The organism is Capnocytophaga felis, from assembly GCF_009684755.1.
Lineage (GTDB): Bacteria > Bacteroidota > Bacteroidia > Flavobacteriales > Flavobacteriaceae > Capnocytophaga > Capnocytophaga felis.
In genome coordinates this window covers 340393-352862 of sequence record NZ_BLBC01000005.1, presented here as the reverse complement: position 1 = coordinate 352862, position 12470 = coordinate 340393, and the positions used below count along the sequence as shown (strand labels likewise).

The following is a 12470-nucleotide window of genomic DNA, read 5'->3' as shown; positions in this document are numbered from 1 at the left end:
CTTATCTGATTAAATTACTCAATAATTCAAAAAATATTTTAGTTATTACATACTTACAGCCAAATTGACCATATATGTTCGTCCGTAACCTACAAAATAACGCGGACCAAACGAAGGCACGCCATTGGCATTATCCCGAACCATATCGCCGTAATTGGCAGTACGAGATTGTTCAAATCCGCCCGAAACAAATTCTTTTCCAAGAACATTGTTTATGCTGGCAATCAGGCTGATATAAGTTTTCTTCACTCTCCACGATTTTCCACCTACGATGTTTAGTAAAAAGACATCATCCAAGCGTTCTTGTTTTAGTAAGTTACGAGCAAGAGTTTCATCAATATTGGTGAAATAATTTTTCGTGTCAGGGTCAATAAAAAAGTTTCTGGTGCGATTGATAGCAGAAAGAGAAATGTAATTTCGAGCTAACAAATTCGCTGTTGCTCCCACCCACCAATATTTTGGGTCGCGATATTCCAAACCTAAGGAATACGCTTGCTGCGGGCCACTTGGTACGCGATAGTTTTTCAAGTGCACTTGGTCTATTTCAACCACACCAATTTCTCCTGAAGAAACGTACATTTTCGGGTTGTTTACATAAGTGTGCTGACCGATTGCCGCAACTGCTGTTAATTTTAAAGTGGGAATAATTTGAGCTTCTGCCCCAAACTCCAAACCAAAATGTCTTTTTTTGATGTTATCAACCGTTTGAGATACAAAATCACTTGATATTTCATCAGTTAATGTGGTCTCGGTAAAGAAGAAATTCGTTTCCGAAGTATTCTCAATATGAGTGAAATAACCTGTTAATCGTGATTTGAAGTAAGGCATTCTCAAAATATAGCTTCCGTCAACAGTATAGGCTGTTTCGTTTTTTAAATTCGGAAGTAATCTGTTGGAATTTCGTATATTAGCGAATGTATTTCGCACTGATTGCGGAGTGTTCAGGTATCCTGTGTTTAACTGAAATACGTGACGACCAGTAAGGGCATAGGTAAGTCCTGCTTTGGTACTCACGCCATTAAAGGTTTGTTTAGTACTTTTTCCGTAAGAATCAGCGAAAAGAGGATAATTAAATTTTCCTTCACGTTGATAATCAGTATAGTGGTAACGACCAGCCACAAAAAGTTCTAATTTTTTGAAATTGAATTCCAATTGTGTGAAAAACTCGCCTACGTTGCTTTTCAATCCGTAAAAATAACTCCATTTATCACCTACTTTTTTCTGAAAATCAGTGTCATTTGCGTCATAAGGCTTGTTGGCGAAGTAATCATAATTCATAAAATGCGAGCCTCCTAACAAATCATCAACTTCAGCATAATTTTCAGAAGAAATATTTCGGTAAACAATGCCCGAGGTCCATTTTATTTTCTCGTGAATTGGCGTAGAAAAGTTGATGTTTCCCGTGAAAGTACGTTCGTCATTCACATCGTTGCTTATGATGAAAGCACTTCGTCCGTTAGTTGTGTTACTGTTTGCGTAATAGATTGAATTCCAGTTTAATTGCGAATTATTCAAGAAATATTCCTTTTGTAGATTTGCCAAATTCCAATTTGCTCCCGATTCTTGATTGATGTAATAACTTGGCAAATTTTTGTAGTAGTTTGGCTCAGGATTTTGAGCGTTTGCGTAGCTAAGTCGCGTATTTCCAATCTTTCCGAATTGGTAACCCAAATCAATATTCAAGCGAGTATTGTCCTTGTTATAATTGTACGACAAAACAAAAATAGGCTCGGAAACGATTCTATTTCTTGAATTTCGGATATCGCCACCTTGTTTTCCCCAATAAGGATTGTACTGATATCCGACCAAGTCAATCACTTCGCGAGTTAGCGGAGAAGTTTTTCCTCTGCGAATGGGTGAAAACATTCCGATAGCATTGATACTGTGATGGTTATTAAATTGATACTCCAAAGCTCCAAAGAAAGAATAGGCATTGTAAAGCGTTCCATCAACCCAGCTTCCGTTTGCAGCCCAACGACGCGATGCGGACAAACTGTAAGCCAGTCCGTTAGATTGAATTCCGGAATTGTAAGTAGCCATAATTCTTCCTACATAGCTTCGGTTTCCTGCAGAGGTAGAAAAACGAAGACCCGTGCGATTCAGTGACGGACGAACATTGATGTAATTTGAACCCGACATCCCCCCGAAAGTGTAATCCGATTTGTTAATTCCTTGGCTAAGTTCCTGATTTCTGGTAACATCGTTTAATCCTCCCCAGTTAGCCCATTGTGCTCTTCCGTTTTCAACACGATTCATCGGGATTCCGTTGATAAGCACTGTAACATCTTTAGAATCATAGCCTCTTGGTTTGAAAAAAACAGAACTAAAATCATAAGCCGCACGTCTCATAAAAATATCCTGAGAGCTTTGCAGCAAGCCCGAAATCATATCAGCTCCACTTTCGTCATCTTCCAATTCAGTTTCGGATATAACAACAAGTTGCTCGGCTTCTCGTGCCAAATCAGGCTCCAAATAAATTTTTGAAATGGTAATTTTGGGGCTGGAAGCGTTTATCGGCATTCGCATTTCGTTAAATCCATTAAGTGAAAAACGAAAAACGTAACTACCTTCAGCAAGTTGTATGGAAAAATATCCGTTGCTATCCGTAAAACTTTCAATTGAAGTTTCCTCTACAACAATTTTGACATTTTGCAGAACCTCTTTTGTCTGATAATCAACAACTGTTCCTTCTACAACGGACTGCGAAAAAACAGGAGCCGACAAAAGCATCATTAAACAAAAATAAAATATTCGATACATATTAAATAAATTTTTTAAGTATTTATCATTTAAAAGAGCAGAACGTAGTTCTACAAAGTTAAATCAAAACCGCGTCAATTCCAAATATTTAACATTGTTTTGGGTTTGTGAAAAATATGTTTTTGGAAAAAGGCTCGCAAAGGTAAGTAAAAAATACGATTGACTTATAATGTAAAAGCAAGAAATTTGTCAGAAAACAGATTGCACGAAAGATAAAAATTAATTCTGTTTTAAAAAAATTAGAAAGAGATTCTTTTCTATTTATGTTGTAATTTTGCTTTTGAAAAAGTGAGAAATCAATGATTTTAACAGTGTTATCAAAATAATTTGAGGTTTAATAGAGAAAAAGTGATGATAAATAAAAGGAAATTTCGGCTGAAATTACAACATTGAGTTGATTTTTTTGAAAAAAGTATTGTTAATTAAATAAATATCACTACCTTTGCCCCTTGAAAAATTTAAGAAGATAAAAAATATACATTGCAATGAAAAAAGGAATACATCCAGAGTCTTACAGATTGGTAGCTTTTAAGGATATGTCAAACGAGGACATCTTCATTACAAAGTCCACCATTGATACGAAAGAAACTATTGTAGTTGACGGAGTTGAGTACCCATTAGTGAAATTGGAGATTTCAAGAACTTCACACCCTTACTACACAGGAAAATCAAAACTTATTGATACTGCCGGACGTATCGACAAGTTCAAAAGCAAATATGCTAAATTCAAAAAATAAGAATTACTTAAAACATAAAAAAACCTCCCTTTTCGGGGAGGTTTTTGTTTTTATACCGATACGCTGTATTCTCGTAAGGCATCATTTAAAGATGTTTTTTTATCGGTAGATGCTTTTCTTTTCCCGATAATTAAAGCACAAGGTACTTGAAATTCTCCGGCAGGGAATTTTTTGGTGTAGCTTCCCGGTATAACTACCGAACGCTCAGGTACGTAACCTTTTAATTCTACTGGGGTTTCTCCTGTAACGTCAATGATTTTGGTTGAGGCAGTAAGTACCACATTAGCCCCCAGAACAGCTTCTTTTTCAACACGAACGCCCTCAACCACAATACAACGCGACCCAATAAAGGCTCCGTCTTCAATAATCACAGGTGAGGCTTGCAATGGTTCCAGAACGCCACCAATACCAACACCACCACTCAAATGCACATTTTTGCCAATTTGAGCACAACTACCTACAGTAGCCCACGTGTCCACCATTGTGCCTTCATCTACATATGCACCAATGTTTACATAACTCGGCATTAGGATAACTCCCTTTGAAATATATGCTCCGTGACGTGCAACCGCATTGGGAACTACACGGATGCCTTTTGCTTCGTAGTTTCTCTTCAAAGGTATTTTGTCGTGATATTCAAAAATGCCAGCTTCAAGGGTTTCCATTTTTTGGATAGGGAAATAAAGTACTACGGCTTTTTTTACCCATTCGTTCACTTGCCAGCCGTTTTCGGTAGGTTTGGCTACACGTAACTCGCCACTATCCAGCAGATTGACAACTTCTCGGATGGCTTCTTGTGTGTCTTCTTCTTGCAGAAGTTCACGATTTTCCCAAGCATTTTCTATCTTTTTACGTAATTCTGTCATAAACAATTAATGATTAATATTTCAATAAATAAGTTTTTTAATATTTCAAAATGCTGAAAACATCGTGATTTTTCAGTTTTTTTATGCCATCAAGAAATGTTAATTCTATCAGAAAATTTAATTGTACGATATTTCCGCCGAGTTTTTCAACCAATTTAACAGCAGCTTCCGCAGTGCCTCCCGTTGCCAAAACATCATCGTGTATGAGTACGTTTTCTCCCTTTTTGATGGAATCGGAGTGGATTTCAAGTTGGTCTTGACCGTACTCCAAATCGTAAGTTTGAGCGAGTGTTTCAAACGGAAGTTTTCCCGGCTTGCGAACGGGTACAAATCCGGCGTTTAATCGTTGAGCGAGCAGTGTTCCGAAGAAAAAACCACGGCTTTCCATCCCTACAACTTTGTCAATTTTCACATTTCCAAGATGCTTCAAGAACAAATCCATAGCTTTGTTCATCGCCTCTGGGTCTGATAGAATTGGTGTAATGTCCTTAAAAACAACGCCTTCCTTTGGGAAATTTTGTATGTCTCTGATTTTATTTTTTAAATAATCTACTTCGTTCATTTATATTTATGATTTAAAGCCTGAATCGGGCTTTTTTAAAAAATTTCTCTTCCTGAAAAGTGGAAATTACTTTCTATTTCGGCATTTTCATCGCTATCCGAGCCGTGAACGGCATTTTCAGTAACAGATGTTGCGTATTTTTTGCGGATGGTACCTTCGGCGGCTTCGGCAGGATTTGTTGAACCGATTAATTTTCTGAAATCTGCTACAGCATTTTCTTTTTCAAGAACTGCAGCCACGATAGGACCTCTTGTCATAAAAGTAACTAAGGTTTCAAAAAATGGACGTTCTTTGTGGATTGCATAAAAATTTTCCGCATCACGACGTGTTAATTGTGTGAGCTTCATTGCTTTAATTTTGAATCCGGCTTCGGTAATTTGATTGAGAATAGCTCCAATATTTCCGCTTTCAACGGCATCGGGCTTAATCATCGTAAGTGTTCTATTTGTTGCCATAAGATGAATGTTTAAAATTTTGTTATTATTTTTTTTGCATCAAAATGCTGTAAATCAATTCTTATTTTGAGCTTTTTTCTTCTGAAGAAGAAATTTTCGACCTACAAATATACACTTTTTTCTTAAAAAAAACTTGCTTACTAAATAAAAGTATGTATATTTGCACCGGCAAGTCCTACACGACCAGCTCCTACAAAATCCTCCAGGGTGGGAACACAGCAAAGGTATGTGGTTGTAGCGGTGCGATGTAGGTAGCTTGCCATTTTTTATTGGATTAGATTCCTCTTTCTTTCAATATTTGTTCATAGGCTTTCTGCACTTGTTTGAACTTTTCTTCAGCACCTTTTTTAATAGCTTCATCTTGTGTTATCACTCTGTCAGGATGATATTTTTTAGCCATTTCGCGGTATGCTTTTTTTACTTCGGCATTGGAAGCATTTCTGTTGATTTCCAGGATTGTATATGCGTCACGAATACTTTCAGTTTGATTATGAACGAACATTGCTTTAATGCTTTCAAAATCACTGTATGAAATTTGAAAATAGCGAGCTATTTCGTGTATTTGTTGAATTTCAGAATCGCTTACAATTCCGTCTGCTTTTGCGATACCAAATAGAAAATGAATGATTTGCAAACGTGTTTCGTAAGGAGTTCTCGTCTTCAAATAAGTACTTACTCTGAAGGCAGAAATTTCCCGACCTTTTACAAGCTCGTTAAAAGTGCGAAAAACAGCATTGGCACGTTCTTTTCCGTACATCTCTACAAAACGTATGCGTACAAAATCCAATTCGGCTTGGCTTACCTGTCCGTTTGCTTTTATTACTAAGGAGCATAATGACAGTAAGTTAACTTCAAAATCAGCAGGGCTTGCACTCTGATTTTGATGATTTTGGAAAGTAGGGCGAAAAGTAGAACCACCAATATTAATTTGGGAATTCTTAAGGAAAAGACCTAAAATGAAACCCATAACAGCTCCGGGGAGCTTGAAAAATAAATAACCTATTATGGCTAAAATCCACTGCATTTTCTAATTTTTTTTGGCAAATATAAGCTTTTTACGCTATCTCGTACAATTTTAAAAGATAGGTTTCCTTGTTTTGCAATATTCTCCCGGGGAAACGCCTCTGATTTGTTTGAAAATTCGGGAAAAATGGTATCTGTCGGCAAAACCTAACTGGTGTGCGACTTCTTCAATGGAAATGTCATTATGGTCAAAAAGCCCGCACGCATTATTGATTTTTCTTTGTTTGATGAAAAGTTGCAACGGAGTTTTCATCACATCGTGAAAAAGCCTTGCAAATGAGTTTGTTGCCATATGCACGAGCGAAGCCAAATGCTCGTTGGTGTGATTTTGAGCAATGTTGCGGTCAATATAACGTATTACGGTAAGAACCCGATTATCCATCCGAGCGGAATTCCATAATGATTTGTCTAACAATGAAATAAATTCAAAAATAAGTGATTGAAGATACATTGTGGCAGAAAAATCAAAAATATTTCCCTTTTTGAGGTTTTGGGTTAAATTCTCTAATTTTTCTTTTTGAAAAGGACTTAATTCAATGGTGTAAATTCCTTCCTTAACATAATCAAACGGGATTCCAAGGTTAAAATGGATATATAAATGTAATAATGAATGCATCGCAATGAGCTGCTCATTTTCGTCTTCATCTACACGTTTGCCCTCAACTTCCTCATCATATATGTTTCCCTTTTTCTTTGAGAAGAAACACGAAAAATAAGGTGTGTTAGGTGAAATGATATAAAGCGTATCGGGAGACATTACGTACTCTTTTTGGTCATAACCAATGATTCCGCCGTAATTTTTATTCCAATAAATTCTCCAATAAGGAAAAGCCATATCTGTTGTGTCCCATTTTCTTAATTGCCAATATCGGCAGCACCATAGCTTCAATCGGACAGAGGTAAAAACCTGTTCCACTTTTGAAGGGTCGCCACGTTGAGTCAAATTTTCCTTTCCCATTTTGAAAAAATGTTTAAAACAGATACAAAAATACAAAAATTATTCATTTTTCAATCAATTAGTTTTGAATAATTTTGTTCCATAATTCAAAATATACTTTAATGGAGACACATCAACTACCTAAATCTGTACAAAAAGAGATAGCTAAAGTAAGTGAAGTAGCACAATATTTGTGGCAACGCGAATGGGCTGAACGCAATGCAGGAAACATTTCAATAAACCTGACAGAGCATTTCTCTCCATCCGATTTTGATTATTTAACCAGTTATGTTTCGTGCAGGCAACTTCCTTTAGAGGCTGCTAACCAAACGTATTTCATAACAGGAACAGGCTGCTACTTGCGTTCGCTTATTAATAACATTGAGGAGGCGTCTTGCATCATTCACGTTAATGGTTCTGCTTCAGGATATGCAATTATCTGGGGAGGAAAAAGCAAGCCTTTTGCACCAACAAGCGAATTAATTTCACACATAAAGATTCACTGCTTTAATCAGAAATTTAAACCTACCTACAAGGCTGTTTTACATACACATACCATTGAATTAATCGTGCTAAGTCATCATCAGCTTTTCCAAGATGAAGCCAAATTCAATCATTCACTTTGGAAACTTTGTCCTGAAATACGCGTGTTTGTTCCCAATGGAGTTCATTGCTGTCCGTACGCTTTGTCCGGAACGGAGGCTTTAGCTGATATTACTATCGAAGGTCTTAAAAATCACGATGTTATTTTATGGGAAAAACACGGAGCTCTTGCTACAGGTGAAGATGTTGTAAAAGCTTTTGACTTTTTGGATGTTGCCAACAAAGGAGCCAAAATGTTATTGATGGCTTGGGCAGCCGGCTTTGAACCTCAAGGAATGAGTGATGAGCAATTAAATGAATTAGAAGTAAATTTTTTAAAGAAATAATTACCGAAAAAGGAACTTTTTCATAACCAAACCAAATTACCAACAACCAAAATTAAAATTAATTGATGAATCCGTTAGCTATCATTTTTGATTGTGGAGCAACTAACGTTCGGGTAGTGGCGATTAATATGCAGGGTGAAATCGAAGCCTTGCAGTCCTACCCGAACCAAACGGAGACGGATCCTAATTTCCCCGAAGGGCGGATTTGGGATTTCGATGCCATCTGGAACAAGCTGCTTCGAGCTTGTAAATCAGTAACAAGCCAAATTGATTCTAATCGTATTGTAGGAGTAACTACCACTACTTTCGGCGTTGATGGGGCTTTTGTTGATGCAGAAGGAAAATTATTATATCCCGTCATATCGTGGCAATGTCCCAGAACAATACCCATTTTGGATAATATAACTAAGTATCTTTCAGTAGATGAGTTATATACTGAATCGGGAGTGTTTCCGTATAACTTCAATACCATAAATAAGCTGATTTGGTTCAAGGAAAATCGTCCTGAAATAATTGACCAAGCCGAAGTATTTCTATTTATGCCTTCGCTTCTGAATATGAGACTTACGGGAGCTAAGTGTAACGACAATACAATGATGGGAACTTCAATGCTAACCAATGTGGCAAGTCAAAATTTTTCAGAAAAGATTTTTGAAAAGTTGCAGATTTCTCCGAATATTTTTGGGAAAATAGGAGCCTCGGGAGATGTGGTAGGAAAGGTAACTTCTTCTGCTTCAAAAGAAACTGGGCTTCCTGAGGGAACTCCGGTGTATCTCGCCGGACACGACACGCAGTTTGCTATCATTGGGTCAGGAGCGGATATTAACCAACCTGTATTGAGTTCGGGTACTTGGGAAATTTTGATGACTCGAAGTGAAAAAGCCACTTCTACTCCTCGTGAGTTAGATTTAGGAATTACTACTGAATTTGATGCCGAAAAAGGGAAATATAACATCGGAGTTAATTATATTGCTTCGGGAATGCTTGAGTGGATAAAACGAAATTTCTACGGAAGTTTATCTGGTTCAGAGTGTTATGAAACAATGATTCGCGAAGCCTCACAAATTCCTCAAGGAGCTGAAGGAGTGAAACTAAATCCTGATTTTTACGCTACACAAGGTGCTTCTGGCGGAAGTATCGAAGGACTCACTTTGCATACTACTCGCGGGCATATTTACCGAGCAGCATTGGAAGCCTTAGCTTTCAAATTGAAAGGGGCTTTGAATTCTGTTGAAAAAGCAGGTGATTTTAAAGCTGAATCTATCATTTGTGTAGGAGGAGGTTCAAAAAATGCTTTGTGGAATCAAATTCGTGCCGATATTTGTGGTGTTCCTGTTAAAGTTATTGAACAGAAAGAAACTACCGTTCTCGGGGCATCTTTCTATGTGTTTACTTCAGCAGGATTTTTTAAATCTATAAAAGAAGCTCAACAAACTATAAAGGAGAGTAACATTTTTTATCCTCAAAATACTTTTTAGTAGTTGAGGGCTGGTTACATCATCTAAAGATTGTATTTCCATATAGTTTAATAATTGCAGAGATAACCAACGATTTAAAATAAGCTAAAAGATAAATGAGAAAGGCACTGTTATTACCATTAGTTTTGATATTAAGTGTTTCGTGCTCCGTTTCTAAGCAGGCATTTGTCCATCCCAATAATTGGAAACTTGTTTGGGAAGATGATTTCGACAGAAAAGATATTTTTGCAACAGGAGTTTGGTCTAAAATTCCGCGTGGAACATCGGATTGGAATAATACGATGAGTCTGCACGAATCGCTCTTTGAAATAAAAGATGGTAATCTCATTCTTTTAGGAAAGCCCAATGATATTGATGTTAGCGATTCGTCAGAGTATGTTACGGGAGGCGTATATACCAAACACGGAAAATATTTTGAATACGGAAGGCTTGAAATTCGCTGTAAATTAGAAGCCTTGCAAGGTGCTTGGCCTGCCATTTGGATGCTTCCTAAAGAAGGGAAGTGGCCTCACGGAGGTGAAATTGATATTATGGAACGACTTAATTTTGATGCCTTTGCTTATCAAACTGTGCATACCCAATATACACAAACTCATAAGGACAATCCGCCACATTACGGCACGGCTCCCATTTATCCTGATACGTATAACGTTTATGCTGTGGAAATTTATCCTGACCAATTGCGGTTTTACATTAATGAGCATTTCACTTTCGCATATCCCCGCATTGAGGGGAATGAAGAGCAATTCCCTTTTGGGAAACCTTTTTATTTGCTGATAGATATGCAACTTGGGGGTAGTTGGGTAGGAGCTGTACCTCACTTTACCCAACCTGTGCGTATGTATGTGGATTGGGTACGCTATTATCGGGCTGCAAAATAGATTAGTAATGAGATAACAATAAAAAATATACTTGATAATATGAAAGAACGATTAATAGGGCGTTTGCCCAAAATTGGAATCCGTCCGGTGATTGACGGGCGTGAGCGTGGTGTACGTGAATCACTTGAAGTACAAACAATGAAAATGGCACAGGCTGCTGCCAAACTTATTGAAGAGAATTTACGTTTCCCAAATGGGCAAAAAGTGGAATGCGTCATTGCTGATACTACCATAGGGGGCGTTGCTGAGGCTGCAATGTGTGCCGATAAATTTCAACGGGAAGGCGTGGGCGTGTCGCTAACTGTAACGCCTTGCTGGTGTTACGGGACAGAAGTTATGGATACTGACCCACTTATCCCGAAAGCTGTTTGGGGCTTCAACGGAACGGAACGTCCTGGAGCTGTGTATCTTGCTGCTGCATTGGCGGGTTATTCTCAAAAAGGATTGCCTGCATTCGGGATTTACGGGCACGAAGTACAAGATGCAAACGATACTTCCATTCCCGAAGACGTACAGGAAAAAATTCTTCGGTTTGCCAAAGCGGGAATTGCCGTGGCGTATATGAAAGGAAAATCGTATCTGTCACTTGGATATTCTTCAATGGGAATTGCAGGTTCAATGGTGGATATTCATTTCCTGCAAGATTATTTCGGAATCCGAACAGAGTTTGTTGATATGATTGAAATTTTACGTCGTATTGATGAAGGGATTTTCGACCAAGAGGAATACAAAAAAGCAATGGAATGGACAAAAAAACATTGCAAAGAAGGTATCGATATTAACAAACCTCACAACAAAATTGATAATAAACGTAAGGAATACGAATGGGAAATGGTTGTGAAAATGACCATTATTATTCGTGATATGATGATTGGTAATCCTAAATTGAAAGAAATGGGCTTCGGAGAGGAATCACACGGACGAAATGCCATTGTTTCAGGTTTCCAAGGACAACGCCAATGGACGGATTATTTACCAAATGGTGATTTTGCAGAGGCTATTCTCAATTCGTCTTTCGATTGGAATGGCATCCGTCAGGCTTTTGTGGTAGCAACAGAAAATGATTGTCTTAATGGGATTTCAATGCTTTTCGGACATTTATTAACCGGAACGGCACAAATATTCTCAGATGTTCGTACTTATTGGAGTCCTGAGTCGGTGGAACGCGTAACGGGTAAAAAACTAACAGGAAAAGCCAAAGACGGGATTATTCACCTTATCAATTCAGGTTCAACTACATTAGATGCAACGGGCAGAATGCTTACTTCTGAAGGTAAAAATACAATGAAACCTTATTGGGAAGTAACAGAGAAAGATGTTCAGGCTTGCTTGGAAAATACACTTTGGCCTCAAGCTGACCACGAATATTTCCGTGGAGGGGGCTACTCATCACAGTTTAAAACCGTTGGAGAGATGCCGGTAACGATGTGCCGACTCAATTTGATAAAAGGAATTGGACCTGTGTTGCAAATTGCCGAAGGCTGGACGGTGGATATTCCTGATGAAATTCATAAAGTACTTGATGAACGCACCAACCAAACGTGGCCTACAACTTGGTTTGTTCCTCGTTTAGACCCTGCTAAGGATAACTTTAAAGATGTGTATTCTGTAATGGCGTATTGGGGAGCAAATCACGGAGCTATCTGCTACGGACACATCGGTGCGGATTTAATCACTTTGGCGTCAATGCTTCGTATCCCGATTCAGATGCATAATATTGCCGATAAAGATATTTTCCGTCCGTCAGCGTGGAGTGGCTTTGGAATGGACAAAGAAGGTTCGGACTATCGTGCCTGCCAAACTTACGGAGCGCTATATAAATAGATGAAATACGAAACCTTG

General features: G+C 38.0%; 11 protein-coding genes and 1 other RNA gene. 6 read left to right on the top strand and 6 right to left on the bottom strand.

What is annotated here, in order from left to right; genetic code table 11:
• Positions 1-45: 45 nt before the first annotated feature.
• A complete protein-coding gene (locus tag GN105_RS02815; RefSeq protein ID WP_155283920.1) occupies positions 46-2760 on the bottom strand; it encodes a carboxypeptidase-like regulatory domain-containing protein in 2715 nt (904 codons plus the stop codon).
• Between the two features lie 485 nt (positions 2761-3245).
• On the opposite strand from GN105_RS02815, the gene GN105_RS02810 reads away from it, so the two are divergent.
• Positions 3246-3497, top strand: coding sequence for a type B 50S ribosomal protein L31 (locus GN105_RS02810; RefSeq protein ID WP_095895301.1), 252 nt, complete (start codon positions 3246-3248; stop codon positions 3495-3497).
• 50 nt (positions 3498-3547) lie between these two features.
• On the opposite strand, the gene GN105_RS02805 is transcribed toward GN105_RS02810, so the two are convergent.
• From GN105_RS02805 to GN105_RS02795, 3 genes are read right to left on the bottom strand one after another with little or no spacing between them, the layout of a single operon-like run.
• A complete protein-coding gene (locus tag GN105_RS02805) occupies positions 3548-4363 on the bottom strand; it encodes a 2,3,4,5-tetrahydropyridine-2,6-dicarboxylate N-succinyltransferase (RefSeq protein WP_155283919.1) in 816 nt (271 codons plus the stop codon).
• A gap of 37 nt (positions 4364-4400) precedes the next feature.
• Positions 4401-4925 carry an adenine phosphoribosyltransferase gene (locus tag GN105_RS02800; protein ID WP_095895297.1) on the bottom strand — a complete coding sequence of 175 codons (525 nt, stop codon included), beginning with the start codon at positions 4923-4925 and terminating at the stop codon, positions 4401-4403.
• A gap of 35 nt (positions 4926-4960) precedes the next feature.
• Positions 4961-5380 carry a nucleoside-diphosphate kinase gene (locus GN105_RS02795; protein WP_155283918.1) on the bottom strand — a complete coding sequence of 140 codons (420 nt, stop codon included), beginning with the start codon at positions 5378-5380 and terminating at the stop codon, positions 4961-4963.
• 166 nt (positions 5381-5546) lie between these two features.
• On the opposite strand from GN105_RS02795, the gene ffs reads away from it, so the two are divergent.
• Positions 5547-5645, top strand: an RNA gene (gene ffs / locus GN105_RS02790) — signal recognition particle sRNA small type.
• A gap of 9 nt (positions 5646-5654) precedes the next feature.
• On the opposite strand, the gene GN105_RS02785 is transcribed toward ffs, so the two are convergent.
• On the bottom strand, positions 5655-6404 hold the full coding sequence (locus tag GN105_RS02785; RefSeq protein WP_155283917.1) for a tellurite resistance TerB family protein: 750 nt from the start codon (positions 6402-6404) through the stop codon (positions 5655-5657).
• Positions 6405-6455: 51 nt separating this feature from the next.
• Positions 6456-7361 (bottom strand): helix-turn-helix domain-containing protein, encoded by a 906-nt coding sequence (locus GN105_RS02780; protein ID WP_155283916.1) that lies wholly within the window; start codon positions 7359-7361, stop codon positions 6456-6458.
• Positions 7362-7462: 101 nt separating this feature from the next.
• Between GN105_RS02780 and rhaD the strand changes: the two genes are divergently transcribed.
• From rhaD to GN105_RS02760, 4 genes are all read left to right on the top strand, one after another.
• A complete protein-coding gene (gene rhaD / locus GN105_RS02775) occupies positions 7463-8269 on the top strand; it encodes a rhamnulose-1-phosphate aldolase (RefSeq protein WP_095895291.1) in 807 nt (268 codons plus the stop codon).
• Between the two features lie 65 nt (positions 8270-8334).
• Positions 8335-9747: an L-fuculokinase gene (gene fucK, locus GN105_RS02770; RefSeq protein WP_155283915.1), complete on the top strand. Its 1413-nt coding sequence runs from the start codon at positions 8335-8337 to the stop codon at positions 9745-9747.
• A 95-nt stretch (positions 9748-9842) separates the two neighbouring features.
• Positions 9843-10628, top strand: coding sequence for a glycoside hydrolase family 16 protein (locus tag GN105_RS02765; protein WP_155283914.1), 786 nt, complete (start codon positions 9843-9845; stop codon positions 10626-10628).
• Between the two features lie 39 nt (positions 10629-10667).
• Positions 10668-12452 carry an L-fucose isomerase gene (locus GN105_RS02760; RefSeq protein WP_155283913.1) on the top strand — a complete coding sequence of 595 codons (1785 nt, stop codon included), beginning with the start codon at positions 10668-10670 and terminating at the stop codon, positions 12450-12452.
• Positions 12453-12470 lie beyond the last annotated feature (18 nt).

Bases quoted from the DNA above. Each gene is read 5' to 3' on its own strand.
- GN105_RS02815 (WP_155283920.1), bottom strand. From the start codon at position 2,760: ATGTATCGAATATTTTATTTTTGTTTAATGATGCTTTTGTCGGCTCCT.
- GN105_RS02810 (WP_095895301.1), top strand. From the start codon at position 3,246: ATGAAAAAAGGAATACATCCAGAGTCTTACAGATTGGTAGCTTTTAAG.
- GN105_RS02805 (WP_155283919.1), bottom strand. From the start codon at position 4,363: ATGACAGAATTACGTAAAAAGATAGAAAATGCTTGGGAAAATCGTGAA.
- GN105_RS02800 (WP_095895297.1), bottom strand. From the start codon at position 4,925: ATGAACGAAGTAGATTATTTAAAAAATAAAATCAGAGACATACAAAAT.
- GN105_RS02795 (WP_155283918.1), bottom strand. From the start codon at position 5,380: ATGGCAACAAATAGAACACTTACGATGATTAAGCCCGATGCCGTTGAA.
- GN105_RS02785 (WP_155283917.1), bottom strand. From the start codon at position 6,404: ATGCAGTGGATTTTAGCCATAATAGGTTATTTATTTTTCAAGCTCCCC.
- GN105_RS02780 (WP_155283916.1), bottom strand. From the start codon at position 7,361: ATGGGAAAGGAAAATTTGACTCAACGTGGCGACCCTTCAAAAGTGGAA.
- rhaD (WP_095895291.1), top strand. From the start codon at position 7,463: ATGGAGACACATCAACTACCTAAATCTGTACAAAAAGAGATAGCTAAA.
- fucK (WP_155283915.1), top strand. From the start codon at position 8,335: ATGAATCCGTTAGCTATCATTTTTGATTGTGGAGCAACTAACGTTCGG.
- GN105_RS02765 (WP_155283914.1), top strand. From the start codon at position 9,843: ATGAGAAAGGCACTGTTATTACCATTAGTTTTGATATTAAGTGTTTCG.
- GN105_RS02760 (WP_155283913.1), top strand. From the start codon at position 10,668: ATGAAAGAACGATTAATAGGGCGTTTGCCCAAAATTGGAATCCGTCCG.